This is a genomic window from Halorussus rarus (assembly GCF_003369835.1).
Taxonomy (GTDB): domain Archaea; phylum Halobacteriota; class Halobacteria; order Halobacteriales; family Haladaptataceae; genus Halorussus; species Halorussus rarus.
Genome location: NZ_QPMJ01000001.1, coordinates 1,498,965 through 1,524,933 on the forward strand (window position 1 = coordinate 1,498,965; position 25,969 = coordinate 1,524,933).

At 65.3% G+C, this 25,969-nt stretch carries 22 protein-coding genes; 9 read left to right on the top strand and 13 right to left on the bottom strand.

From position 1 onward, the window contains the following. The first annotated feature begins 18 nt into the window (after positions 1 to 18). Positions 19 to 366 carry a divalent-cation tolerance protein CutA gene (gene cutA, locus DVR07_RS07215; protein ID WP_115796058.1) on the top strand — a complete coding sequence of 116 codons (348 nt, stop codon included), beginning with the start codon at positions 19 to 21 and terminating at the stop codon, positions 364 to 366. 111 nt (positions 367 to 477) lie between these two features. Here cutA and DVR07_RS07220 read toward each other — a convergent pair whose 3' ends face one another. Both DVR07_RS07220 and glpK read right to left on the bottom strand, forming a co-directional pair. Further along, a complete protein-coding gene (locus DVR07_RS07220; protein ID WP_115796059.1) occupies positions 478 to 1,152 on the bottom strand; it encodes an HAD hydrolase family protein in 675 nt (224 codons plus the stop codon). A gap of 115 nt (positions 1,153 to 1,267) precedes the next feature. Continuing rightward, on the bottom strand, positions 1,268 to 2,809 hold the full coding sequence (glpK, locus tag DVR07_RS07225) for a glycerol kinase GlpK (protein WP_115796060.1): 1,542 nt from the start codon (positions 2,807 to 2,809) through the stop codon (positions 1,268 to 1,270). A gap of 390 nt (positions 2,810 to 3,199) precedes the next feature. Here glpK and glpA point away from each other — a divergent pair, with 390 nt between their 5' ends. Genes glpA through DVR07_RS07240 form a run of 3 tightly spaced genes read left to right on the top strand, consistent with a single transcriptional unit; the run spans position 3,200 to position 7,702 of the window. Then, positions 3,200 to 4,966: an anaerobic glycerol-3-phosphate dehydrogenase subunit GlpA gene (gene glpA, locus DVR07_RS07230; RefSeq protein WP_115796061.1), complete on the top strand. Its 1,767-nt coding sequence runs from the start codon at positions 3,200 to 3,202 to the stop codon at positions 4,964 to 4,966. Further along, positions 4,956 to 6,275, top strand: a complete 1,320-nt coding sequence (glpB, locus tag DVR07_RS07235) for a glycerol-3-phosphate dehydrogenase subunit GlpB (RefSeq protein WP_115796062.1) — start codon at positions 4,956 to 4,958, stop codon at positions 6,273 to 6,275. The genes glpA and glpB overlap by 11 nt, the downstream gene beginning before the upstream one ends. 2 nt (positions 6,276 to 6,277) lie before the next feature. Beyond that, positions 6,278 to 7,702 carry an anaerobic glycerol-3-phosphate dehydrogenase subunit C gene (locus tag DVR07_RS07240; protein ID WP_115796063.1) on the top strand — a complete coding sequence of 475 codons (1,425 nt, stop codon included), beginning with the start codon at positions 6,278 to 6,280 and terminating at the stop codon, positions 7,700 to 7,702. A 44-nt stretch (positions 7,703 to 7,746) separates the two neighbouring features. On the opposite strand, the gene DVR07_RS21420 is transcribed toward DVR07_RS07240, so the two are convergent. From DVR07_RS21420 to DVR07_RS07250, 3 genes are read right to left on the bottom strand one after another with little or no spacing between them, the layout of a single operon-like run. Further along, positions 7,747 to 7,917 carry a hypothetical protein gene (locus tag DVR07_RS21420; protein ID WP_162829468.1) on the bottom strand — a complete coding sequence of 57 codons (171 nt, stop codon included), beginning with the start codon at positions 7,915 to 7,917 and terminating at the stop codon, positions 7,747 to 7,749. A 45-nt stretch (positions 7,918 to 7,962) separates the two neighbouring features. After that, on the bottom strand, positions 7,963 to 8,379 hold the full coding sequence (locus DVR07_RS07245; RefSeq protein ID WP_115796064.1) for a hypothetical protein: 417 nt from the start codon (positions 8,377 to 8,379) through the stop codon (positions 7,963 to 7,965). Beyond that, on the bottom strand, positions 8,380 to 9,429 hold the full coding sequence (locus DVR07_RS07250) for an NAD-dependent epimerase/dehydratase family protein (RefSeq protein WP_115796065.1): 1,050 nt from the start codon (positions 9,427 to 9,429) through the stop codon (positions 8,380 to 8,382). It lies immediately after the preceding gene. An 85-nt stretch (positions 9,430 to 9,514) separates the two neighbouring features. On the opposite strand from DVR07_RS07250, the gene DVR07_RS07255 reads away from it, so the two are divergent. After that, positions 9,515 to 10,168 carry a helix-turn-helix domain-containing protein gene (locus DVR07_RS07255; RefSeq protein ID WP_162829469.1) on the top strand — a complete coding sequence of 218 codons (654 nt, stop codon included), beginning with the start codon at positions 9,515 to 9,517 and terminating at the stop codon, positions 10,166 to 10,168. Between the two features lie 28 nt (positions 10,169 to 10,196). Here the strand turns inward: DVR07_RS07255 and DVR07_RS07260 are convergent, their stop codons facing one another. After that, positions 10,197 to 11,168, bottom strand: a complete 972-nt coding sequence (locus DVR07_RS07260) for a DUF368 domain-containing protein (protein WP_115796067.1) — start codon at positions 11,166 to 11,168, stop codon at positions 10,197 to 10,199. 155 nt (positions 11,169 to 11,323) lie between these two features. Further along, positions 11,324 to 14,467: an oligosaccharyl transferase, archaeosortase A system-associated gene (locus tag DVR07_RS07265; RefSeq protein ID WP_115796068.1), complete on the bottom strand. Its 3,144-nt coding sequence runs from the start codon at positions 14,465 to 14,467 to the stop codon at positions 11,324 to 11,326. A 245-nt stretch (positions 14,468 to 14,712) separates the two neighbouring features. On the opposite strand from DVR07_RS07265, the gene DVR07_RS07270 reads away from it, so the two are divergent. Together DVR07_RS07270 and DVR07_RS07275 are read left to right on the top strand one after the other, a co-directional pair. Next, positions 14,713 to 16,026 (top strand): sulfatase, encoded by a 1,314-nt coding sequence (locus DVR07_RS07270; RefSeq protein WP_115796069.1) that lies wholly within the window; start codon positions 14,713 to 14,715, stop codon positions 16,024 to 16,026. Positions 16,027 to 16,067: 41 nt separating this feature from the next. Further along, positions 16,068 to 17,456, top strand: a complete 1,389-nt coding sequence (locus tag DVR07_RS07275; RefSeq protein WP_162829470.1) for a lipopolysaccharide biosynthesis protein — start codon at positions 16,068 to 16,070, stop codon at positions 17,454 to 17,456. A 72-nt stretch (positions 17,457 to 17,528) separates the two neighbouring features. Here the strand turns inward: DVR07_RS07275 and DVR07_RS07280 are convergent, their stop codons facing one another. Beyond that, positions 17,529 to 18,434, bottom strand: coding sequence for an alkaline phosphatase family protein (locus DVR07_RS07280; RefSeq protein ID WP_115796071.1), 906 nt, complete (start codon positions 18,432 to 18,434; stop codon positions 17,529 to 17,531). Positions 18,435 to 18,499: 65 nt separating this feature from the next. Then, positions 18,500 to 19,561, bottom strand: a complete 1,062-nt coding sequence (locus tag DVR07_RS07285; protein WP_115796072.1) for a Gfo/Idh/MocA family protein — start codon at positions 19,559 to 19,561, stop codon at positions 18,500 to 18,502. A gap of 177 nt (positions 19,562 to 19,738) precedes the next feature. Between DVR07_RS07285 and DVR07_RS07290 the strand changes: the two genes are divergently transcribed. Beyond that, positions 19,739 to 20,287, top strand: a complete 549-nt coding sequence (locus DVR07_RS07290; RefSeq protein WP_162829471.1) for a glycosyltransferase family 2 protein — start codon at positions 19,739 to 19,741, stop codon at positions 20,285 to 20,287. 15 nt (positions 20,288 to 20,302) lie between these two features. Here DVR07_RS07290 and DVR07_RS07295 read toward each other — a convergent pair whose 3' ends face one another. The 4 genes from DVR07_RS07295 to DVR07_RS07310 form a co-directional block, all read right to left on the bottom strand. Then, positions 20,303 to 21,754: a sulfatase gene (locus tag DVR07_RS07295; protein WP_115796074.1), complete on the bottom strand. Its 1,452-nt coding sequence runs from the start codon at positions 21,752 to 21,754 to the stop codon at positions 20,303 to 20,305. Positions 21,755 to 21,800: 46 nt separating this feature from the next. Further along, complete coding sequence (locus DVR07_RS07300) at positions 21,801 to 22,874, bottom strand: glycosyltransferase family 4 protein (protein WP_115796075.1); 1,074 nt, start codon at positions 22,872 to 22,874, stop codon at positions 21,801 to 21,803. Between the two features lie 10 nt (positions 22,875 to 22,884). After that, positions 22,885 to 24,027 (bottom strand): glycosyltransferase, encoded by a 1,143-nt coding sequence (locus tag DVR07_RS07305; protein ID WP_115796076.1) that lies wholly within the window; start codon positions 24,025 to 24,027, stop codon positions 22,885 to 22,887. A gap of 104 nt (positions 24,028 to 24,131) precedes the next feature. Beyond that, positions 24,132 to 24,809 carry an archaellin/type IV pilin N-terminal domain-containing protein gene (locus DVR07_RS07310; protein ID WP_115796077.1) on the bottom strand — a complete coding sequence of 226 codons (678 nt, stop codon included), beginning with the start codon at positions 24,807 to 24,809 and terminating at the stop codon, positions 24,132 to 24,134. Between the two features lie 210 nt (positions 24,810 to 25,019). On the opposite strand from DVR07_RS07310, the gene aglJ reads away from it, so the two are divergent. Beyond that, a complete protein-coding gene (aglJ, locus tag DVR07_RS07315; protein WP_115796078.1) occupies positions 25,020 to 25,928 on the top strand; it encodes an S-layer glycoprotein N-glycosyltransferase AglJ in 909 nt (302 codons plus the stop codon). The last annotated feature ends 41 nt before the right edge of the window (positions 25,929 to 25,969 follow it).

Genomic DNA, 25,969 nt, shown 5'->3' on the forward strand with positions numbered 1-25,969 from the left:
CGCGTCGGAGCTACCGGTATGCCGACCGCCTACATCACCGCACCGCCCGAGGATGCGACCGAACTCGCCGAGGCGCTCGTCGAGGAACGGCTCGCGGCCTGTGTCAACCGGTTCCCCTGCACCTCGGTCTACCGGTGGGAGGGCGAAGTCCACCGGGACGACGAGGTAGTGCTGCTCGCCAAGACCACCGACGAGGCTTACGACCGCCTCGAAGCCCGGGTCGAGGAGCTCCATCCCTACGACGTACCGTGTATCGAGTGGTTCGAGGAGGCTGACGTGCTGGATTCCTTCGGAGAGTGGCGCGACGCGGAGGTCGCTGCCGAGGCGGTCGAAAGGGAAGACGCCACCGCCGGGGAGGGCGCCTGATGGACCGGAACACCGGTCCGTGGGCGCTGGTCGTCGGCGTGTTACTCGTCGCCCTGGCAGCGATCGCCCGGGGCGCGCTGCGCCGGCTGCGTGGCCGGGAGTAGCGGCTCGTCAGTCTCGACGCCGCAGTTCGCCCAGCACCGAGAGCGTCGCCTCGGAGTACGACTCGTCGAGCACCACGTCGGCCGCGCGCCTGGCCTTCTCGTCGGCGTTGGCGACCGCGTAGGACTCGCCGGCGACGCCGAACGTCGAGACGTCGTTCTCCGAGTCGCCGATCGCGACGAACTCCGCGGGGTCGCGGTCGAGGAGCCGCGCGACCGACTTCAGCCCGATGCCCTTCTCGATGCTGGGCGACTTGACGTGGTAGGCGAAGCCGGTGTCCACCACTTCGAGACCGTGCTCGGCCGCCAATTCCTCCAGCGGACCGAGCGTCTGGTCGCGCGCGACCGCGACCTCGGTCTCGCGCCACCGGTTCGTGAGGTCGGTCGGGCCCCACCCGAGGTCGTGGCCCGCGGCGACGTACTCCTCGGCGACCCTCCGTGCGGCCTCGCCGTCGCCGTTCCGAGTCACCTCCTCGCCCGACAGGACGATGCCGCCGTTCTCGGCGATGACGTTCTGCTCGACGTACATGAAGTGGCAGAGCGCCACGGGGTACGGGAACGCCTTCCCGGTGGCCACGACGACCGGCGCGTCCCAGTCCGGGAGCACGTCGAAGAATCGCGGGTCCACGGAGTCGTCGGGCCGGGTCATCGTGCCGTCGATGTCGAGGACGAGCGGCGGAACCATGGCTCACCGTGGGAGCGTCACCGACAAAAACCGGTCGTTCGACGTGCAGCACCCCGGCGAAATCTCTCGGCCGACTCGCTCGAGAAACCGGTCTCGAACCCGGCGCTCCGCGGTATCAGGAGGGGTCGTCGCGCGCCCAGTCGCGCGACCGCTCGACAGCTTCGCTCCACCGGTCGTACCTCGCGTCTGCGGTGGCCTCGTCCATCTCGGGATCGAACTGCCGGTCGACCCGCCAGTTGTCGCGGAGTTCGTCGACGTCCGCCCAGTAGCCGACCGCGAGGCCGGCGGCGTAGGCCGCCCCGAGTGCGGTGGTCTCGTCGACTTCCGGCCGGACGATCTCGGCGCCGAGGATGTCGGCCTGGAGCTGGCAGAGGTAGTTGTTCTTGACCGCGCCGCCGTCGACCCGGAGGTCGTCGAGTTCGAGCCCGCAGTCCGCGACCATCGCCTCCGCCACGTCCCGGGTCTGGTAGGCGATGGATTCGAGCGTGGCCCGGACGACGTGCTCGCGGCGGGTCCCCCGGGTCATCCCGACGATGGTGCCCCGGGCCCGCGGGTCCCAGTGGGGCGCGCCGAGGCCGGTGAACGCCGGGACGACGTAGACCCCGTCGGTCGAGTCGACGCTCCGGGCGAGGCTCTCGGTCTCGGCGGCGTCCTCGACGAGCGTCACGTCCTCGAGCCACTCGATGGCCGCGCCCGTGGCGAAGATCGAGCCCTCGAGCGCGTACTGGACGGGGTCGCCCGAGCGGTGGAATCCCACCGTGGTGAGCAGGCCGTGGTCGCTGTCGACCGGCTCGTCGCCCGTGTTCATCAGGAAGAAGCTCCCCGTGCCGTAGGTGTTCTTGGCGTCGCCGGCGTCGAAGCAGGTCTGGCCGAACAGCGCGGCCTGCTGGTCGCCGAGCGCGCCGGCCACCGGGACCGCCGCGCCGAGGAACCCTTCCGGGTCGGTCGTCCCGTAGTAGTCCTCGTCGCTGGAGGGCCGGACTTCGGGGAGGCAAGCTGCCGGGACGTCGAACTCCGCGAGCAGGTCGTCGTCCCACGCCATCTCGCGGATGTCGAACAGCATCGTCCGCGAGGCGTTGGTCGCGTCGGTGACGTGCTCGCCGGTGAGATTGTAGACCAGCCACGAGTCGACGGTCCCGAACAGGATCTCGCCCTCGGCGGCGCGCGCCCGGAGGTCGGCCGGCCGGGCGCGCCGGGTCTTGATGGGGTCGGCGTTCTCCAGCAGCCACTCGGCCTTCGTCGCCGAGAAGTAGGCGTCGGGCAGCAGTCCGGTCTTCTCGCGGATCGTCTCGGCCTTCCCCTCGTCTTCCAGCTGTTCGACCCGGTCGGTGGTCCGGCGGTCCTGCCAGACGATCGCGTTGTACACCGGCTTGCCGGTGTCGCGGTCCCAGAGCAGGGTGGTCTCGCGCTGGTTGGTCACGCCGATGGCGGTCAGCCGGTCGGCCTCGATGCCGGCGTCTGCGAGCGCCGCCCGGGTCACGCTCTTCGTGTTCTCCCAGATCTCGACCGGGTCGTGCTCGACCCACCCGGGTTCGGGGTAGAACTGCTCGTGGGTCTCGTAGGCCTCCGCGACGACGGTCCCGTCGTGGTCGAACACCATGAACCGGGTGCCGGTGGTCCCCTGGTCGATGGCGCCGACGTAGGTGTCGGCCGTCATGGCTCGGACTGGGTCGGCCAGCGTGATAACGATACGGCCGACCGCAGACCAGAGCGCGGACTTCACAACATACGTGTGAACTCCTCGACTCCTGAGTCCGGCGCACGCTGGCGCGACCCTCGTGGTCGCGCCAGTGCGTGCGAGGGACGAGCGAGCGAAGCGAGCGAGGAGGCTGGGGAGGTGTGAGGCCGTTGCGGTGCTGTCCGGTTGCGGTAACAGAGGTGACGGCAGTAGCTAGCTCGGTTGATTACCCCCAATTTCGGCATCCAATACCGTCCTCTGTCGGAATTGCAGGAGCTGAATCTGACAGCACTACCCGGTCCGCCTTTCGGAGACCGCAACTGCGAGACAGCAGTACACTCAAGTCCGCACGGGCCAACATCCGAGCGAATGACCGACACCGAGGTCCTCGTCGTCGGCGGGGGGTCGACGGGCTGCGGCGTCGCCCGGGACCTCGCCATGCGCGGGGTCGACGTGACGCTCGTCGAGAAGGGGAACCTCACCAACGGAACGACCGGTCGGATGCACGGGCTGCTCCACAGCGGCGGTCGGTACGCGGTCTCCGATAAATCGAGCGCCGAGGAGTGCATCCGGGAGAACCGCGTGCTCCGGGACATCGCCGGCCACTGCGTCGAGATGACCGGCGGCCTGTTCGTGCAGTTGGCGGGCGACCCGGACGAGTACTTCGAGGAGAAGCTGGCCGGCTGCCGCGACTGCGGCATCCCGGCCGAGGTCCTGAGCGGGGAGGAGGCCCGCGAGCAGGAGCCCTACCTGACGAAGGACGTGAAGCGCGCGATTCGGGTGCCCGACGGCGCCGTCGACCCGTTCCGGCTCTGCGTGGCCAACGCCGCCAGCGCCGAGCGACACGGCGCGCGCATCGAGACCCACGCGGAGGTGACCGACGTGCTGGTCGACGACAGCGGTGACAGCGGCGACGGTGGGGGCGGCAGCAACGACGAGGGAGAGCGCCGAGTCCGGGGAATCGAAGTGCGCCACGACTCCGGCCCCGGCGAGCGCGAGCACCGGAAAGCGGGCGAGACCGAGGAGATCACGGCCGAGCACGTCGTCAACGCCACGGGCGCCTGGGCCGGCCAGGTCGGCGCGATGGCGGGCGTCGACGTGGCGGTCCGGCCCTCCAAGGGCGCGATGGTGGTGATGAACTGCCGGCAGGTCGACACCGTGGTCAACCGATGCCGGCCGAAGGGCGACGCCGACATCGTGGTTCCCCACGAGACCACCGCCATCCTGGGCACGACGGACGTGGAGGTCGAGGACCCCGAGGAGTACTCCGAGGAGCGCTGGGAGGTCGACCTGATGATAGACGAGCTCTCGCGGCTCGTCCCCATCCTCGCGGAGGCCCGGACCGTCCGGTCGTTCTGGGGCGTCCGCCCGCTCTACGAACCGCCGGGAACCGGCACCGCCGACCCGACCGACATCACCCGGGACTACTTCCTGCTCGACCACGCCGAGCGCGACGAACTGACGGGGTTCACCACCATCGTCGGCGGGAAGTTCACGACCTACCGGCTGATGGCCGAGGAGATCGCCGACCACGTCTGCGACGAACTGGGCGTCTCCGCGGAGTGCCGGACTGCCGAGGTCCCCCTACCGGGCAGCGAGGACGCCTCGGTCCTCGACGACTACATGGCGGAGTTCGGCCTCCGATCGCCCGTCGGCCGGCGGAGCGTCCAGCGCCTCGGCAGTCGCGCCGACGAGGTGCTTTCGACCGACGGGCCGAATCCGGTGCTCTGCGACTGCGAGGCGGTGACGAGGGCGGAGGTCCGGGACGCCATCGACGAGTCGGGCACCGACCTCAACGCGGTCCGCATCCGGACCCGGGCCTCGATGGGCAACTGCCAGGGCGGGTTCTGCTGCCAGCAGCTGGCGGCCGAACTCCACCCCGAGTACGACGAGCCGCAGGCCCGCGAGGCGCTCGACGAGCTGTTCGAGGAGCGCTGGAAGGGCGAGCGCCACGCGCTCTGGGGCGAACAGCTCTCGCAGGCCGCGCTCAACTACGCGCTCCACGCGACCACGATGAACCGGGACCGCGACCCGGCCGACCGCGACGGCCGAATCTCGTTCGACGACTTCGACGCGGGCGAGACCCTCGAGATGGAGGAAAAGCGCGGTGGAACGGAGGGGCAGCGTGGCGATTGAGGACGACGTCACGGTCGTCGGAGGCGGCCTCGCGGGCATGACCGCGGCGCTCGCGGCCGCTCGCGAGGGCGCGGCCGTCCGGGTGGTCTCGCACAAGGATTCGACGCTCCGGAGCGCCAGCGGTCTGGTCGACGTGCTGGGGTACGATTCCGACGATGAACTGCTCGCGGACCCCTTCGAGGCGATTCCGGACCTGCCCGAGCGCCACCCGTACCGAACGGTCGGTGCGGCGGGCGTCAGGGAGGGTTTCGCGCTGTTCGACGACGTGGTCGGCGACCGCTACCGCGGCGACCACACCGACCTGAACGCGCTCGTCCCGACCCACGGCGGGACCGTCAAGCCCACCGCGCGGTACCCCGCGAGCGTCGCGCCCGGACTCGCCAGCGACGACCGGCCGGTCCTGCTGGTCGGCTTCGAGACCGTGCCCGACTTCGACGCGCCGCTCGCGGCCGACCACCTTCGGGCCGCAGGCGTCCCCTTCCCGGTCCGGGGTGTCACGGTCCGGTTCCCCGGCGGCTTCCGGGCCGACGCCGCCCGGACCAGGCTGGCGGACGCGCTCGACGCGGACGAACGCGTGGCAGTCGGCGACGACGCGGGACCGTACTCCGAGTCGCTGCCGATTCGCCGCGCGCTCGCCGAGACCGCGAAGGACCACCTCCGGGGAGAGAAGCGGGTCGGCTTCCCGGCCCTGCTCGGCCGGCACGAGACCGAGGAAGTGCGGGCCGACCTCGAGGCCGAACTAGACGCGGCCGTCTTCGAGGTGCCGACGGGGCCGCCGAGCCTGCCGGGGATGCGCCTCGAAGGCGCGCTCCGCGGGGCCTGCCGGGAGGCCGGCGTCCGATTCACCACGGGGAATCCGGTGGTGGACTTCGAGATCGACGGCGAGGCTGACGATTCCGACCCGGATTCCCTCGCGGCGGTCCGCGTCGAGCGCAACGGCGCGGCGATTCCCTTCCACGCCGACCAGTTCGTGCTGGCGACCGGCGGACTGGTCGGGAAGGGCGTCGACTCCGACCGCGAGCGAGTGCGCGAACCGATCTTCGACTGCTACGTCCCGCACCCGGACGACCGGTACGACTGGTCGGCCGACGGGGCGTTCGGCGACCACGCCTTCGCGCGATTCGGCGTGGAGACCGACGACGACCTCCGGCCGCTCGACCGACGGGGCGACCCGGAGTTCGGAAACCTGCGGGCGGCCGGCGCGGTGCTGGGCGGCTACGACTTCGCCGCGGAGAAGTCCGGGTCGGGAGTCTCGCTCGCCACGGGGCTCGCGGCCGGGCGGCGCGCGGCCGAGGAGGCGACGAGATAACGATGAGTGACGCACCGAACGCGAACGACGCGAGCGAGACAGGCTCCCCGAACGAACCGGACGACCCCCACGACGCGAGGGAGGAGGCGACCGTCGAGAGCGACGAGTTCGAGCCGGTGCACGTCTTCGAGGAGAGCGAGGAGATGGACCTCCGGCCGGGCAGCGACGACTGCTACAAGTGCTCGACCTGCGACTCGGTCTGCCCGGTCGCGGAGGTCGACGACGAGTTCCCCGGCCCGAAGTTCCAGGGCCCCGAGCAGTGGCGGCTCAAGCGCAAGGGCGACCGGGATGTCGACGAGTCGGTGATGTCGTGCTCGAACTGCATGCGCTGCGACTCGTCGTGTCCTTCCGACGTTCCCCTCAGCCAGATGCACAACACGGCTCGCGGGGAGTTCGTGGAGGAACAGATGGAGAAGCTCTCGCGGGAGTACGTCCGCAATCGAATCCTGGCGAACTACCGATTCTTCGCCGAAGTGGCGAGCAGGATGCCGCGGCTCGCCAACTTCGTGATGGGCAACTCGCTCGTCCAGGCCGTCAACGAGAGGCTGCTCGGCATCACCGCCGAGCGCGACTTCCCCGAGTTCGCCGACGAGACGTTCCGGGAGTGGTGGGAGAAGCGAGGCGGCAGCGCCGCCTCGAAGAAGCGAGCGCGGGAGGCGCGAGCGGAGCGCGGGGGCGCGCAGGCCAGGAGCGAGGACAAGCGCGTGGCGTACTTCCACGGCTGCTACTCGAACTACAACACCCCTGAGGTGGGCAAGGCGATGGTGCGACTCTACGAGCACTTCGGCTACGAGGTGCTGGTCCCCCCGCAGAAGTGCTCGGGCACGCCGATGTTCGCCAACGGGATGCTGGCCGACGCCCGGCGCGCGGCCGAGACGAACGTCCGGGAACTCGCGGCCGCTATCGAAAGCGGCGCGGACATCGTCGCCTCCTGCACCTCGTGCTCGATGTCGCTCCGCCAGGAGTACCCCGAACTGTTCGACTTCGAGGGGACCGCCGGCGTCGCGGCCCGGACCTACGAGGCCCTCGAGTACCTGCGACTCCACGAGGACCTCGACGGTTCGCTGGAGGCGGCCGACGCCGATCTCGACGGCGCCGCCTTCGCGTACCACGCGCCCTGTCACGCCCGCAACCAGGGCGTCGACGGCCAGGCGGTCGAACTGCTCGACCGACTCGACGGCGCCGACGCCGAGGACGTCGGCCCCTCGTGCTCGGGCATCTCGGGCACCTACGGCTGGAAGGCCGAGAAGTACGACGCGTCGATGGAGATCGGCGCCGAGATGTTCGACCACATGGAGGAATCGCCGGCCGAGACGGGGCTGACCGAGTGCCCGACCTGCGCGATGCAGATGGAACACGGAACGGGCTACGAGGTCCGCCACCCGCTCGAGGTGCTTGCCGAGGCGCTGGTCGACGGCGAGAACTGAGAAAATCGGGGCTCGGTTCGGCTACCCGGCCGCTTCCGAGGCGATTACGAGGCGTTCCGGTCGGCGAGCGCGAGGAGTTCGCCGTACCCCTCGTTCTCGGGGAACTCCGAGATTACGTGCTGGAGTTCGCCGGTGGAGGCGGCCTCTGCGACCACGCCCGTCACCGCCTGCGAAGCGTGCTTCGGGCTCGCGTCGGGGTCGAGCCGGTCGCCCACGCGGTCGGTGAACTCCGCACCGCCGGACCCGAAGTCGGGACCGAGTTACTCCGCTGTATCTCCGTCCCACGAGACGCCGGCGGTCACGAGCCACGCGCCGACGAGGACGCCGAGTGCGTCGGTGACGGCCGCGGACAGCGCCGTCATCCGGAACGGGCCCCGCCAGGGCCCGGCCGAAATCGCCCCGACGTGGTCTGGGTTCGGCGCGACGAAGTGGAAGTAGACGCCGAACACGAGCGACGCAGCCATCGAGACGGCGAGGGCCGTCGCTCCTGTCGCTTCCTGTCCGCGCCAGAGCAATCCGAGCGCGACCAGCGGCGCGAGCACTATCACCCCGTAGACGAACGCCCACTGCCACCGCGAGAGCGGGACCGGAATCGCGGCGTGCGGAACGCCGTGAGCCGCGCTCGCCGCGGTGTGCAGACCGACGGCGAGCGCCGCGACCCGGAGTTCGCGCGCCATCTACGGCTCGGCCGCCTCCGCGGAATCGTCGGTCCTCGAGCCGTCGCCGTGACTCGTCCTCACCGCTTTCCCGCGCCACTCGTACCCGGCCGCGGTCTCGCGGACGGTCCCGTCCCCGCACCACCGCTCGACCACCGCGTCGAGTCCCTCCCGGTAGGTCGGATACCGCGGTTCCCAGTCGAAGTCGCGCCGGAACCGCTCGGCGGTCGTGGGCATCGGACTCGTCAGCAGCCGGACCGTCGCCTCGCCCGCGAGGTACTTCGCCAGCCACACCGGTACGCGGCGGGGCTCGGGCGCGTCGAGACGGTCCGCGAACGCCCGAATGAAGTCGGCGGTCGTGACGTGTTCCTCGTCGACGACGTGGTAGAGGCCGACAGAGTCGCTCTCGACTGCCTCGGCGAACGCCCGCGCAGCGTCGTCGACGTGCAGGACGGAGAGTTCCGCGTCCTTGCGACCGAGCAGACCGCCGCCGAGTATCGGCATGTTGCCGGCGAGCAGTTCCTCCCCGAACGTTCGCGTGTGGGCCGAGTCGTGAGCGTAGAAGAAGCCACAGCGGAGGACGGTCGTCTCGAATCCAGCCTCCCGGGCCGCCTCCCGAGCGATGCGCTCGGCGTCCAGCGCCGACTGAGTGGTCCGGTCCGGGTTCGGCTTCGCGGTCTCGTCGAACCGCGAGCCGTCCGGCTGGCGGGCGACCCAGACGACGCTCTGCTGGACGAAGCGGTCCGCACCGACGTCGGCCGCGACCGCGGTCAGGTTCCGCGCGCCCTCGCGACGCACGCGGTCGTTTCGCTCCCAGTCCCCGTCGGTCGGTTTTCGAGCCGTCGGGATAGCGGTGGCTGCGTGGACCACGGCGTCGGCTCCCGCCGCGGCGTCGCGGAGCGAGTCGCGGTCGAGCACGTCGCCGCGCCGCGGGTCTCCGCCCCGCGCCCGGACCAGTTCGTCGCCCGAGTCGGTCCGCGTCAGGCCGACGATCGCGTGACCCCGGTCGGCGAGGTCGGCAACGAGTCGCCGCCCGAGGACGCCGGTCGCGCCCGCGATGAACACTCGCATGGACGAACGGACGGGCGGCCCGACGGTAGCGGTTCTGCCGGACCTGCGCGGTGGGTTTATAACTTCGGCAGTCGCGGGTCTCGGCATGCGTCGCGTCCAGTTGACGTTCTACGCGCCCGACGCCGAGGTCCACCCGATCCACACGATGCTGGCCGAGCGCGACTACGTGGACGCCGCCGAGATGGTCCACTGGAACGACGCGGGCGAGACCATGACCCACGCGTTCTACGTCGAGGGCGACCGGGAGGCGTTCTCCGCGGAACTCGCCGAGACGCCCGAGGTGCGGGCGTACGACGTCACGCCGGTCGACGACCGCGGCTTCTACGCCCACGTCCGGGCCGAGACGACCCCCGTCCAGCGGGCGATGTTCGACGCCTACCGCGAGGGCGGCGTCGTGGTCACCTCGACCCTCGAACACACCGACGACGGCGGCGTCACCTTCGACGCGGTCGGCACCGCGGACGCGCTACAGGAACTTCACGACACGGCGCCCGAGGAGGTCGTCGTCAGGGTCGAGCGGGTCGGCGGAATCGAGGCCACCCCGGAGACGGTGGCGGCGGTTCTCTCCGCGCGCCAGCGCGAGGCGGTCGAGACGGCCGTCGCGGCGGGCTACTACGACGTGCCCCGGACCGCGAGCCACGAGGACGTGGCCGAGGCGCTGGACTGCGCGCCGAGCACGGCGTCCGAGCACCTCCGGAAGGCCGAATCGAAGGTACTGCGGGCGCTGTTCGGGGAGTAGAGTCGGAAGTCGAACCGGGCCGAAGAAGTCAGTCGTTCCGCGGCGCCGCGGTCGGCGTCGGTTCCTCCTCCACGTAGTCGAGGTCGTCGGTGTAGTAGTCGACCAGCAGGACCGCGAAGGCGCCGACGAAGCCGGCGGTGAGGACCGTGGCGAAACGGGTCGGCGTCCACGCGCCGCCAGCACCGAGTATTTCGGCGACTGGAAGTCGAAGCGCGCCGACCATCAGCGCGACGAGGAACGTCAGCGTCACCTCCCGGTGGTTCGCCAGCGCCCACTTCACCACCCGGGCGAAGGTGAGGATGCCGACCGCCGCACCCGCGACGAACGACGCGACCGCCACCGCGTGACCGACCACGGGGTCAAGCGAGCCGCCCCGGACGACGCCGATGGTCTCGTCGATGAACGCGTGGAGCGTGTTCGTCATGAAGATGTACTGGCCGAACAGGATGAGCAGCAGCGACCCCGAGACGCCGGGCAGGATCATCGCACAGATCGCTATCGCACCGGCGAGGAACAGCACGACCGGCGAGTGGGGTATCGCCGCAGCGGCCGACTGGTCGGCGAGCAGGAACGCGACGACCAGTCCGACGACCGCGGCGACCTTCTCGCCGGTCGTGTCGAGTCGGACCTCGCTCCACAGGACGAACGCGGACGCCGCGATGAGACCGAAGAAGAACGCGAACAGGACCGCGGGCGAGGACTTCTCGATGCTTGCTATCGCACCTGTCACGCCGACGACGGCGGTGATGATGCCCGCGCCGAGCACGAGCAGGAACGCAACGTCCATCTCGCGGAGCATCCCGGCGATACGACCTCGCGCATCCGGGTCGTACGCGCGGGGCAGGGCGGCCAACACGCCGGGCTCGAAGGCGGCGATGGCGCCGACGAGCCGCTCGTAGATGCCGGTTATCAGCGCGATGGTGCCCCCAGAGACGCCGGGGACCGCGTCGGCGGCGCCCATGAACACGCCCTTGAGGTAGATGGAGAGCCACTCTCGCATTGCGAGACGGGTACGACGACCGTCCGGAAAACGGTTTGCTTTCTCGCAGGGCGCGGAGATACCGGTGGAGCGGCCGTGACGGGACGGAGCGAAGAAATCCGATACCGAACTGAGGAGAACTGGCGTGGAATCGTCGGGTCGTTCCGACGCCGGCTTCAGTCCCGACCGGCGAGGACGAGCGCCCCCGCGTAGGCGCCGACGAGGCCGGCGCGCGCCGGGACCGTCTCCTCGCGCTCGGGCGCGGCCGAGTCGGGCGCCGCCATCGCCGACGAGTTCGTGGCGTTGCCGTCGGTCGCGTTGCCGCCGGCCGTCTGATCGCCGTCGTCGGTCTGGTTACCGGCGGCCGTCTCGTTCGACGGGGACTGGTCACCCGCGCTCGTCTGGTTGCCCGACGAGTCGTTCTGGTTCTGCTGGAGCGGGACTGACGTCTCCGTCAGCTCGACGGTGACGTTCTGCTCGCTCTCGCCGATGACCTGACCCTCGGTGACCGGAGCGGTCGCGTTGTGGTAGGTCAGGTTCCCGCTCTCGACGGTGCGGGGCGTGGTGAACTGGTACGGACCCGCAGCCCGCACGCTGACATTAGTGTACCCCTCCTCGGTACCCCACTCGTCGTACCCGGTCGTGGAGTACGGCAGCGTCATCGTGAACTGGCCGTCCTGGCCGGTCTCGGCCTGCTGGGTGTAGGTGAACGATCCGTTCTGGCCGGTCGGCGACAGCCGGACGCTCGCCGTGACCGTCGTGTTGGCCGGGGCGGACCCGGTCACCGTCGCGCCGGGCACGCGCTCGAACGTCTTGACCCACGACGGCGAGGTGCGGAACAGCGCCTGCGGGTTCACGCCCGCCCGCTGGAGCAGCCGCATCTCTGTCCGGAGCGTCCGGGCGTACTGCGAGGAGTTCGTGGCCGACGACTGGCTCTGCTTGACGACGCGGTAGTGTTCGAGCGCCGGAATCGGCTCGCTCGGGAACGGCCCGACGCCGCCGATCTGGGCCGTCGAGTCGTTGGCGACGAACTGTCGGGCCTGCTGCATCGTGTCGAACCGCCGGATGACGCTCGCGTTCGGCGACTGGGGCGTCTGGGCGAACACGTCGGGGTTCGCGCCCGAGATGCGGTCGTAGTCGATCACGACCGGGCTCGGCTCGACCCGGCTCCCGTGGTAGTTGTAGAGCCGCGAGGCCATCGTCTCGTAGTAGGCCTGGTCCTTCATCCGGAAGAGGACGCGGGGCTGGCTCTGGCTCTGCTGGTTCAGGCCGGTGTACACGCGCGTGTAGTAGTCCCACCGGCTGGCGTCGTCCTTGAACACCGTCGGCGCGGAGAACTTGGCGGTGGGTTCGACCATCTTCCAGTCGACCATCACGTAGCGGGTCTCCTCGGCGCTGTCGTTTCCGAGCGTCTCGAGGACGTCGTTCGCCTGCCGCTCGCTCTGGGAGAGCAGATAGTTCGCCGCGGTGGTGGCGCCCTCCTGGAACGGGTTGGCGTCGGGGATGCGCTCGCCCTCCACGGTGATCCAGTGGCCGTAGTCCCACCACGACATCACGCCGTAGGCGCCCTCCGGATAGTCGAAGTCGCCGTCGTTCTGGCGGTAGGTGCCGTAGTAGTCGAGTTCGCCCGCGTTGTTGGCGTTACCGTAGTCGCCCTCCGCAGGCGTGTTGTTCGCCATCCAGTCGAGCGACCCGTCCCATTCGGTTATCGCCCCGGGACGCGTCTGTCCGGACTCCATCGCGGTCCGGGTCTGGTCGATGTTGGGGGCTCCAGACGTGCCGAGGCTCGCCGGCGTGACGAGCACGGGGACGATGAGCAGCACCACGAACACGATCGCGAGGACCTGGTACCCCTCGACGTTCGTCAGCGACTCGCGGTCGGTGAGGTTCGCCACCGAGAGTATCTGCTTGAGGAGGTAGGCGTTCAGCACCGCGACGGGGACCGCGAGGTAGTAGTTGAACCGCACCTGGGTGAACGCGGCGGCGGTGATGAACGCCGCCCAGACCAGCACGAGCAGGAGTTCGGCGCGGTGGTCGTCGTTGCGGTAGGTGTTCCAGATCATCCAGACAGCGGCGACGGCTGCGGTGAACAGCATCAGCCCGTACTCCTGGATGATGACGTCGTACCAGGCGATGCCGTACTGCGGGTAGGTCTGGGAGAGGAACGGCTGGGCCTCGGCGATGGTCCGGGTCGCGGCGTTCGTGCCGAATCCGATAACACGAAGGACGTTGTTCCGGATGAGATTGAACAGTGACGGGAGCGCCAGATAGACAAAGCCGGTTATCGCGAGGATAATGCCCCCGACCGTGGCCGGATAGAGCGCGGTCCCGAGGTCCCGGGCGTCCCACTCGCGGGCGAGCCACGCCATGAACACGCAGCCGACAGCCACCGCGAACGCGAGCAGCGGCTGGAGCGGCGAGAACTTGGTCGGGCTCGGATTCAGCGTGCCGAGCGGGACCAGCAGGAGCAGGCCCGCTACAGCCATGCTCACCGCGCCGACGAACCCGAGGTGGTCGGGGCTGACGCCGCGGACGTAGTCGGCGGTCAGCTTCAGCCCGAAGAAGACGCCGAAGATGCCGACGAGGAGCACGCCCGGCGGCCACGTCCAGATGTAGAGTGCGGTGGCGACGCCGGCGAGCGCGCTGTAGACGAGCGGCGCGCGGAGCGCCTCGATGTCGCGGTCGGCGACCAGTTCGTAGACGGGCCTCTCGCGCTCGCCGACGGTTAGCGCGACCATCATCGCGAGCACGGCGAACGTCTGGAACAGCGGCTCGGCGATGTTGTGGTCGGCGAACCCGACCAGGCCGCGGCGGAGGAACGTGCCGGGGAACAGCGCCAGGACGACGACGCCGAACAGGCCGCCGGGGCGACCGCCGAGGCGCTTGCCCACCAGGTACGTCGGTATCGCGATGAGGGCGCCGAAGACCGCGGGCGCGACCAGGAGGGTCTTAGCCACGAGCGTGCTGGAGGGGTCGCCCAGGCCGACCACGAGGGCGGCAGTGGCAACCAGTTGGTCGTAGAGGGTGCCGAACTGGCCCACGCTGGTGCCGAACGGGAAGTAGGTCCAGGGGTCGAACGGCATCGTGGCGGGCCAGTTGTGCACCGTGTACTGCACCTGGCGGAGGTGGTACCAGGCGTCGTTACCAGCGAAGTACACCTCGCCGTCTCTGATGAACTGTCCGTACGACTGGAGCCGCACCCACAGCATGAACGCGATCGCTGCGGCGAGCACGGGGACGTGATACCAGTCCTCGAAGCTGTCGAGGACCGACTCGGCGGTGTCGGTCGAGTCCTCGACCTGCTCGGTCTGCTGGCTCATTGAGTTGAGGGAGTGGTAATACGCGCATAAGCCTTATCATCTGGACACGTGTCCGCTTGGGCACCTGTTTGCTGTCGTTCCGTGTTCGATGTGCAAGTATCCCCGGCTCGCATTACGTGGCCTGTCACTACGAGGGCCGTAGGAGAACCTCCGAGGCGTTAGTTGTGACTACCCATGCGCGACCGTCCGATGTTGACCGGACAGTTTAGTAGCTAATAAGTTGGGGAAGCGTATAGCGGTTTACGATGAACCTGGCCCTCGTTACGGTGGACTCTCTCCGTGCAGACCACGTCGGCTGTTACGGTTACGAGCGGGAGACAACGCCGAATATCGATAATTTAGCCTCCCACTCCCACACATTCACCGATACTGTCGCTCATGCTTGCGCTACACGGCCTTCTTTTCCGTCGCTTCTCACGTCTACTCAAGGGATGCTCTACGGGGGTTTCGACCACCTCTCCGACGAGCAAATTCCAATCTCCGTTCCACTCTCGGAGCGGGGGTACGCTACCGGAGGATTTCACTCGAACCCCTTTCTCTCCGCCGAGTTCGGTTACGCTCGGGGATTCGACGTCTTCAGTGACTCAGAGGACGACCCGACGCTCGTTTCTCGAATCCGGCGCTATGTCTCGAACAACCTCGACGGACCGCTCCACGACCTGCTGGAGTGGCTGTACAACCGAGGGCAGGAACACGCGGGTGTGGACGTAGGGTCGTACTACCAAGACGCAGCGTCGCTCACCGACGAGGCGCTAGCGTGGGTAGAATCCGCAGAAGAACCGTGGTTCCTGTGGGTCCACTACATGGATCCCCATCACCCCTATATCCCGCCCGACGAACACCAAGTGTTCGGCGAGACCCAGTCGAAGCGCCGCGGGGTGAAACTCCGCCAGCAGGTCCTCGAAGATCCTGATTCGCTCTCCGACGAGGACTGGTCGGATCTAATTGACCTCTACGACGCGGAGATTCGATACACCGACACCGAAATCGGCCGTCTAATCGACAGTCTGGACGACGCGACGTGGATGCTAACGGCGGATCACGGCGAGGAGTTTTACGAACACGGAAACTTCGGGCACAAGAACCGCTTCTACGAGGAGCACGTCCACGTTCCCCTACTGTTCGGCGGAACCGAAGGATCGGGCCGCCACGACGATCTCGTGGGCCTCAACGACGTTCCTGCGACCCTGCTGGAGGAGGCCGAAATCGACGTGCCGGAGACTTACCGCGGTCAGCATGTCCTGTCTGGCGAGCGCGACCGAGTCGTCGGTGGGTGGGGCAGTGACGCCGGGACCAACCTCGATGAGATTCGTCTGATGAGTCGGACCAGTGAGGAGAAGTACATCCGGAACGTCGAGACCGATACTGAGCAACGCTACGACCTGCGAAACGACCCGAACGAGCAAGAGAACATCGCCGCGAACGGGATTCCAAACGAACACGTTTCCGCAGTTGAGATCTTCGTTGACGAGATACAGGATACGGCCGGTCGCTCAGAGTCGGTCGAAGTCGGTGACGACATCGAAGAACGACTCAAAAACCTCGGATACAAGGAATGAGTCGGACTGGGAGTTTCGGTCTGGAGGTGTCCAAGGGGTTTGTGGGGAAGATACTGCTCATGCTCGTCGGATTCGCGGGGAGCATCGTCTTCGCGCGCGTTCTCGGGCCGGTTGGCTACGGTGCCTTCCACGTCGTCGTCGCACTAACAAACGTCCTCGACAATCCCATCAGCGGCCTCGGCACTGCATGCAAGAAACGCATCTCCGAACACGGCCAAGACGCTGGAGCCATCCTTACCATCGGCCTTGCCGTGACCGCTGGAATGGGACTTCTCGTCGGCGGTCTCCTACTAGTCGTAGGGCCGCACTTTAACTACTTCGATATCGAGAACGGCCCGCTGTACGTCACCGTCGCGTTCTTCGGCATCATCTTCTTCAAGGTCCTGCAACCGATGGTCGCCGGTCAGGGTCAGTTCGGGACCGCTGTGTTCCTCGACTCCATGCGGTCGTTCTTCACAATTCCGATCCAGTTAGTACTGATCTTCCTCGGATGGGGCATCGCCGGGATGGTCTATGGGCTCACCGCCGCATCCCTGCTGACAGTCCCGATTACACTCTACGTCCTCGGCGTCCGTCCGGCGATGCCCGACCGAGAGGCGATCCGGAGCATTTGGGAGTACGCGAAGTTCTCCGTTCCGAGCAACTTCATCGGCACCGCATACGGGAAGGTTGATATCTTGCTCCTCGGTGCGATTCTCGGATCGGGTGCATCGGGTCAGTACAAAATCGCCATGCAACTCGTCCTTCCCGGTGCGTCCCTCTCAATGGTGATGCGATCGGGGCTGTTTACCGAGGTTAGTTCGCAGTCGAGTCGCGGCGAGGGCATCGCCCAACAGGTCACGAATAACGTCGCGTTCGCATCGGTGCTGGCCATCCCGCTGTTCTTCGGTGCGCTGGCGATGCCGGAGTCCATCGTCGTCACGATCTTTGGGAGTGAGTATCGCGCGGCCGCGCCGCTCCTCGTGGGCCTCGCCGCGTACCAAATCCTCCAGACACAATCGTCCCAGATTTCGTCGGTACTCGAGGGCCTTGACCGGCCGGACCTCAGGATGTACATCGTCGCCGTGACGCTCGTGACGAACGTAGTACTCGGCGTCATTCTCGTCCGTAACCTCGGCACGGCCGGCATCGTCGTCGCTACCATCATCGCCGAGGCTCTAAAGTTCTCGTGGATGACGTACCTCGCGCGTCAGCACGTGAAGTACGAAATTTTCCCGACCCCCGTTCGATACCAGTTCGTCGCCGCTATCGGGATGTTCGTGATAGTAGAACTCCTCCACCGGTGGTGGGGCGTGAGGTCGTGGTTCGACCTCCTAGCTATCGTCGGTGCTGGGGCCGCCATCTACGCTGTGGTATTGATATTGCTCTCTGAGATCTTCATGCACACCGCTAAAAGCATTCTTGCTGACGCTCGAGAGCAGTATCGGTAATCAAGAACCATGGTCCAAATTTGAACGATTTTCCGGCTTTCTTCTAACTGCAGGTGCCCGTATTTTCAGTAACTAAATGTAGCCAAGGTCGCGGAGTTGCTCTTCTGGGATGTCGATATCTTCTTCGTCGACAGTCGCATCATCGACATGGTTTTCGACCCATTCTTTCACGTCGAAGACACTTTCCGGCCGCGTGTCTAGTGTGGTAGAAGAGAACGCACGCCAAGAGTGACTGCCAATGTCTTGGTCCCGCTTTCGAGACACCCAAGGAGTATCTATTCCGTGATCGCTGATTATAAGCAGTTCGTCCTCCGAAGACATCGCTGATCGGATTTCACTGACTCGCTCCGCAGTCCACTGGTACGTGTCGTAGTAGCGCTTTTGATTGTTCCGATAGACGTGTCCAGTGGCATCGATTACGTGGATGTGTGTCGCTACGAGGTTCAAATCATGGTTGAGCATCTCGCGACACCACCCGAACTGCTCGGCGGCGATTCCGCGGATTTCGCGGTCGAATTCCTGCATCGACATGTCGTTCTGGTTCGCTTCTCTGAATATGTCCCATGCGCGCTGAAGTTCCTCTCCGCGGTGGACGCCTGGCCAGTTGTGAACGACTCGCCCCGGCCCGTTTAAGAAAGTTGGGGCATCAACTTCCTCCAATTCCCAGTCTGCACCGGTAACTCTTTCAGCTGCCTCCCCCAAGGCAGCACGGTGCTTACCCGGAAGCCAGCCCACAAATCGGGACGCAAAGTTTACCACGGGATTGTCCCACTGACTAGTTCGCTCCTTTGTTATCCCATGTTTTGAAGGGTGGTATCCCGTCGCAATTGTGGGCCACACTTCGATTGTATGGGGTTTCTCGTACATATATGAAAAGGTTTCACACTCCCCATAGGTGGATAGTTGGAATTCGTCCGTTCCGGATCGCTCTACATGAGCGGGATCAAGCGCGTCAAGAGCGAGCACAACGAGGGTCATCTGCTCGTACTATGCCACTACCCGCTTTAATAACGACGGATTTGGATTTCTTCTGCGACCGAAACTCACTCATCGAGTGCTTCAAGAATTCTCATAGTATCGTACGCGTCCTCTAGAGGGACTGGTGGTTCCCCTTGACCTTGAATTGCGTCTACGAACTGATCAATCACCACGTAGTGGCCATTACTGTGCTCACCGCGTTCGTCGCCCTGTTTCCGATACCACTCGCGTTCAAGATAGCTAAACGCGTTCTTACCAACATTAAATACGTGTTGCCCCGCAGCATCAAGACTGTCGATAACGAGTGAACCGGCCGAGAATCCCGACTTAGTCGTGTAATCGAACGTCCCTTTTTTCATGAAATCGACGCGAAGCTCACCATCTGTTCCGTGAACGTGTAGCTGATCCTGCGAGACTGAATTAGTGATTATTTTTATAGTTATTAAACGGCCTTCAGTATCTTGTGCCTCGATGGAGACCCCGTCGAATTCTATCGGTTCGCCATAGTCTGCAAAATTTTGTTTCGAGACGCAGACAATCTCGTCCAATCGCCCTACGAATTCGAGGGGGACGTACGCTTGATGGGGACTCCCCTCGCCGAGTTCTCCACCCGGAAGCTCATATACCCAGTCACCGCGGGGTGTTTCCAGGAGGTACTCGTCCTTTGAGAACAACATTGTCGCCGACACAACGTCTCCGATTTCATCGTTTTTCACGCGATTGAGTGCTTCCTGAACAAACGGAAGGAATAGTTTATTGTGGACGACCGAAACGAGAGTGTCAGTTTCGTCGACGATGTCAATTAGTTTCTGGACCTCCTTGCTATTCATTGCCGCCGGTTTCTCGATAAGAGCTGGGATTCCTGCTTCGAGAACCACTTCCGCGATTGCCACGTGAGTCTGTGGAGGTGTACAGATGTGGACGGAATCGAGATCCTCCTCAGCCAACATCTGCTCGAGGTCGGTGTACGCAGTTGCCCCGGTTTCGCGTGCTACCGAACGAACTCGGTCTTCGTCTAAGTCACAGACTGCAGCTAGTGTCGTACGAGGGTTTATTTCGATAGCTGGGACGTGTTGGTTCGGTCCTGCGTTCCCACAACCAATAATAGCTGTCGCAATCTGGCTCATGGCCGAGAATCTTCGCGAAGATAATAAATGCCTGCGGTTTTCTCTCGACGATTCGTCAAAGACAAGAGTTCTGCCTCGGTCAGAAGCGTGTTGTCGAAACGAATACGCTTTAACCCGTCGAACCGCTATTATCGGCTACCGTACGAACAAATGCATGCTATATTCGATAAAGTTACGGTGGTCGTTCCTACCGCTCGAGCGAACATCGTCACCCCCGAAACCATCCCATCAGACGCGGAGGTCGTCGTTCGCCGGGACGACGGACTCAACGCCGCTAGAAACGCCGGCGTCGAAGAGGCGAGTAATGATTGGATAGTTATCGCCGACGACGACATCGAATTTCCGACTGAGACGGTCGCAGGGACGATTGAGCGAATGAACGACCGGACGCTCGCAGGTCTCGCCGATTTTCCACCGTTACGGTGGATTATCGGACGGTTGATGATATTCCATCGGGACCTCTGGCGAACCGTAGGTGGATTCGACGAGAGCAGACATCATGGTGGAGACACGGATTTCGCCATCCGTGTCGAGAAGGTTGGCGGGCAGGTACTCCAACTCGACCGGGAGTCGGTCCCTCACTACGACGAGGACACGGGCAAGGGGATGGACGAGTTCGAGCATTTAGAGTGGATGGTGTATCTTGTCCGGCGGCATCCAACGACGTTCGGACCGGTAGCGGCCCGTATCCTTGGCAGGAAAGTCCTGAAGATACTTAAGAGTTAGGAAATCGACCGGTGTTCAGGCGTATCCAAGATCTTCGAGTCGCTTCTGAGTCATCTCGTCCACGTCGCCCATCCCATCACTTTCGTCGCGCACGCCCCGGTCCTCAATGGACTCGAAGGTCGATTCGACCCAGTCACTGGCGTCGGCGTCGTCGATCCTCGTCGCCGCTTTCGAGTCGCAGACGAGAACTGACACGGTCTCATCTCGCCAGGTCATATCTTTGCGGACGAAGCTACCCTCATCGCGGTAAACTGCTCTGGCGTCACCGTTGAACCGCCAGAGATCGTCGCAGTACTTGCTCGCACGCTCCTCCATCGGTTCTTCGAGACCATGCGAGGAAGCGACGACTGGCCCGTCCGGAACGAAGGCCGCCTCGTCCCAATCGTCGTCCAATAGCGAGTGGACCGCCTCGGGGAACTGCGTAAGTGACGCCGGCTCAGAGACGCATTCGCTGTCTCGCTGGCCGGGGGCACGGACCACCAGTGGTACGTGAAGGAGAGTCTCGTGGATGCCCGCACCGTGAGCGGCGACCCGCGCTCCGGGCCTGATTCGACTTGGTTCACCGAATCCCTCACCGTGATCAGCGGTGATGACAACCAGCGTATCTTCGAGGACGCCGCGCTCGTCTAGGACTTTCATCACATGACCGATCTGATTATCCATTTGGTGAATTGTTCCGTCGTAGAGACCTTCGAGGGCCTTGCGTTGCCACCACGGTCGCCGACCGCCATTGAATTCCCAGACTTGGTCTTTCATCTCCTCTTGCAGGTCGCGTAACTTCTCGCCGCCCCAGCCATCGTGGCCGGTGTCAGGTTCGTAGGGGAGGTGGCCGTCCATGAAGTTGATGCAGGCCGCCCACGGACCGTCGCGCTCGGCTTCCCAGTCCAGGAAGAGATCGGCATACACCTCCGAGGGCGTGCTCGCGGTCAGCGTGTCTGGGAGGTACCGCGGGTAGTCCCACGCGAGTTTCGTGACGACGCCGTTGACCAGCGACTGCAACGGCGCGTCGCTTGCGAGACAGTGCCGGAGATACGCGAGATACTGCCCCTGTCCCTCGGTCAGCACGAAGTTGCTCGGATCCACCGCGTCGGGATACGGTAGATTCCGGGCGCCCTCCACGGTGTCGAAGGCGTCCTTCAGCCCGACGTCCATATCCGTGATCCAGGTGTTCTCGGAGAAGACGCCCGTCTCGTAGCCGTGGTCGTCCCGCAACTCCTCGAAGATCGTGTGCCCTTTACGAAGCGAGTGTTTCGCGCGCGTGACGCCGTGTTCCTCGACGTGAAGCCCGGTAAACATGCTAGTATGACTCGGAAGACTCCACGTCCCGGGTGATCGAGCCTGCTCGTAGACCGTCGCTTCCTCTGCGAACGTTTCAAGAAATGGTGTAGTTTCGTGTTCGTGTCCGTAGAGGCTCGTGTTGCTCGCCCGGACACTATCAAGAACTATTAGAAGGACATTGGGATTCATTAGTGTGGACCTTGTGCTTTGGATGTATAACTTCGCCGCTTTCCGCTCATTTCGATTTGTACCGCCTCTCTAATTTGTCTATAATAGCCGGCCACTCTGCGATTTGCGTATCGTCAGTATCAGTGTTCCGGACTTTAATGACTGCTTCGGCCACGGTCATAGCATCGACTTCGTGGATGTCAATAACTCCAGAAGTGGACGTCCAGTCGTCGAGCGCACTCCCGGTCCGGACGACGCAAGGCGTCCCGCTGGCCAGCGCCTCGGCCACCGTCATGCCGTACGCCTCGAACTCCGAGAGCAGGAGATAGGCCGCCGCGCCGGCGTAGAGGCCCGGCAGGCGCTCGTCGTCAACGTAGCCCAGGAACTCCACGCGCTCGCTGACCCCGACCTCGCGGGCGACGCGCTCCAACTCCGACCGGTAGTCGCCCGACCCGGCGACCACCAGGTCGTATTCCGGGAGTTCGGGGAGGGCGCGAATCGCGTGCTGGACGCCCTTGTACGCCTCCAGTCGACCGACGCAGAGCAGATAGGGGCGCTCTCGCTCCTCTGGCATCGCGTCCGCGAATCGCTCGACGTCGAGGCCGTTCGGTATCACGGTGGCGTCCACACCGAAGTCCGCCCGCAACTGCTCGCGCTCCCACTCGCTGACTGCGACGAGGTCGTCGGCGCGTCGGAGCGCCCACCCGCCGAGCGGTCGGTAGAGCGAGAGCAGTCGGTCCCGGAGGTCGCTCGCGCTCCCGCCGTGGTAGTGAGGAGTCACGACGAACCGGACGTCGTCGGCTCCCCGGCGGAACCCGAATGTTTCTGTCACCCCGAGCGCTGCGAAGAACGCGGGCAGCGAGTGGTAGTTGTGGGCGTGAACGACGTCGGGGTCGGTCCGCCGGACCGCGGGCGCGATGCCGGGCGCGACGTGAAACGCGCCGCCGGGCGCGAACCCGGGAAACCGACGGACTCGAACGCCGTCACGCGTCTCGCGGCGAGGGAGCCCGTCAGCGGCGTCGGCAGTGAACACCGTTACGTCATGGCCGCGGGCGACGAGTCGTCGACTGATCTCCGCGACGTGGGTCTCGACGCCGCCTGTGTGAGGCGGATACCGCGGCGCGACTTGAAGAATGTTCATCGACGCCTCCTCACTCGAACGCTTCCCGTAGCTCCTCGTCGACTTCCCACGTGCCGTCGCCCTTCCCGCGGAGGAGTTCAACCGCGGCGTGCAGGAGCGACACCTGCGAGTCGAAGACGGCGTAGACGGCCTGGAGCGGGCCGAGAAGGTCCTTTTGACCCAGCCAGACAAAGGCAGCCAGCGCGGCCGGGACCGCCAGACCGGCTGCACCCGCGACCGAGACGCCGGCCGCCGTGAGCGCGAGCACGTCGAGCGCCACCAGCCACGGCGAGACGACCATGAACCACCAGTTGAACGGCAGGACGACCTTCCCGTACTTGCCGTACCTGCCGAGCGCGTCGCGGTGCTGGGCGAGCAGCCGGATGAGCCCCATCCCGCGACGGTCCTTCTGGAGTCGTCGCTTGCCGAAGCCCGAGTGAGACGCCTCCTTGTACCGGATCGCGGGGTCGAACAGCACGCGACCACCCCCTCGGCGAATCTTCAGCGCGAGTTCGGTGTCGTCGGCAAGCGAGTTCGGGTCGATGGGGACGATGGCGTCGTTCTCGAATGCCGAGAACGGGCCGTGGAAGATGAGCGTCGAGTCGAGGTGCGACTCCAGCGTCTGGATGTGGGCCTGCACTCCGCGGTAGCCGGCCTCCACCTCGCTCCCCCCGAGAACTTCGGCGTTCTGTCCCGTGACGGCCGCCACGTCGGGGTCGGCGAGGTTGGCGGCGGCCTCCTGAAGCGCGTCGTCGGCGACGTAGGAGTCGCAGTCGGTCTTGACGACCATCTCGTTCTCTGCGGCGGCGTACGCGTCGTTGAGTGCGGGTGCGAGCCCCCGCCGCTCCTGCTCGCGGATCAGGTTCAGGTCGGGGTGCTCGCGGTCGGCGAAGTAGTCTTCGATGATCTCGGGCGTCTCGTCGTCGCTGGAGTCGACGACGACCAGTTCCACCTTCTCCATCGGATAGTCGAGCGAGACGACGTCATCGAGCTTCTTCTCGATGATGCCCGACTCGTTGTACGTCGGGAGCACGATGCTGACCGTCGGTTCGGCCTCGCGCTTCTCGGCGGAGGACCCGCCCGGCCGGATTAGCGCGTAGAGGGTCAAAAACGCGAGGTAGGGGAGCGCCGTGGCGGCGACCAGCGCCCCGGCAGCGGCGACGAGAGCGTTCATAAGACCGGATATGGAATCGGGCTATAACATACTGTTGGTCGCTCGTCGGGACGGCATAGCGAAAAATGGGATTCGGACGGGACGTGAGAGGAAGGCCCGTCGTATTAGACCGTGACGGCGTTCTCTTGCGAGAGCGACTGCGGGACGTTCGCGCGGTAGATGGTCACTGCGCCGTACTGAGTGGTCAGTTTGAGTTCGACCTCTTGACCTTCGGAGAGACGGGAATTAGCAATCGCGGTGGTATTCATCGCGATCTTGAAGCGGTCGTCCTGCTCGTCAAGGACCGGGACGGAGTCGTCGGGGTCCTTGATTGCAGAGACGTTGAAGTAGTCATACGAACCAAGGTCGGAGTCGGTGATACTGCCACCTTTGTCACCTGGTTGTTGTACCGCGTAGCCTTCTTTAGTATCTGTGTTTGCCTCCGTCAGCGTGGTGGCGCGGTTCGGACCGATCCACTCGATCGTCGCGGTCGAGAGATTGATGTCATCGGAACCGGACCCGCGCATCACCGTGAGGTTGATGTAGTCGACCTCCTCGTTGGCGACGTGTCCGAACCCGCTGACGACCTGCACGCGGTTCGAGACCTGCGCACTGCTCTCCTGACCGGTCTGTTCACTCTTCGTCTGGAGGAACCCGGCCGTGTTGATGAGCACGCCCGCCGCGATCGCCGCGACCAGCACCATCGCGATGAACACGATGAGCGTACCGATACCCACCTGACCGCGGTCGTTGACCGCGCCCTCGATTCTGTCTGTTGCCGCTGAGAGATATTTTCCTATCATCCTTCGTACCGTATTGCGTTCGGGAACTTTCCCACTGGTGACGTACCACCACCAATATATATAGTATTCGTCCGTTTTCACGCCTGATAATCGGGGGGCGTAACGGGGTTGACTGCCGCCTAGAGCCCCCGACGCGAAAGAGCTGTCCGAGAGAGTCGGGAAACGACCGGTTGGAAAGCCTTTTGCGCTCGTGGTGACCACGCACTCCTAATGGCCGACCGCGAGGACGTCTGCGTGCTCATCCCGACGCTGAACGAGGCCGAGACGATCGGCGACGTGATCGACGGGTTCACGAGTCGCGGATTCGAGAACGTCCTCGTCGTCGACGGGAACTCGACCGACGGGACGACGGACGAGGCCCGCGAGCACAGCGCGCGCGTGATGCAGCAGTCCGGCACCGGGAAGGGACAGGCGATCCGAGAGGCGGTCCGGCACATCGACGCCGAGTACGTGCTGATGCTCGACGGCGACGGGACCTACCGACCTGAGGACGCCGACGTGATGCTCGAACCGCTCCTGGAGGGGCGGTACGAACACGTCATCGGCAACCGCTTCGCGGACATGGAGGACGGTGCGATGAGCCGACTCAACCGATTCGGCAACGGGATGTTCAACCGGGTGTTCCGCCACATCCACGGCGAGAACTTCGAGGACATCCTGAGCGGCTACCGGGCGTTCACCCGCGAATCGATGGAGAATTTCTACCTCGACGCCGACGGATTCGGGGTCGAGACGGAGATGGCGGTCGAGTGCGTCAAGCACGACGTGGCCACGACGGTCGTCCCCATCCGGTACGAGGCCCGGCCCAACGGGTCGGACACCAACCTCCACCCGATCCGGGACGGCGGAGTCATCCTGCTCACGCTCTACCAGCTGGCAAAGACGAGCAACCCGCTGTTCTACTTCGGAAGCGTCGGCGTGCTGAGCGGGCTGTTCGGGGTCGCCGTGGCGGCCTACGTCGGATACGAGTGGTTCGTGAAAGTCCCCCGCGAGAGCCACGAAGTGCTGGCGATCGTCGCGGCGTTCGGCATCCTGTTCGGGGTGCAACTGGTGATGTTCGGGGTCCTCTCGGACCTCATCGTGACGCTGCACCGCGAGCAGATGCGGCGGCTGGACTGACGGCTCATCTCTCGGCCACGTTATCTGTCTCAACTGAAAAT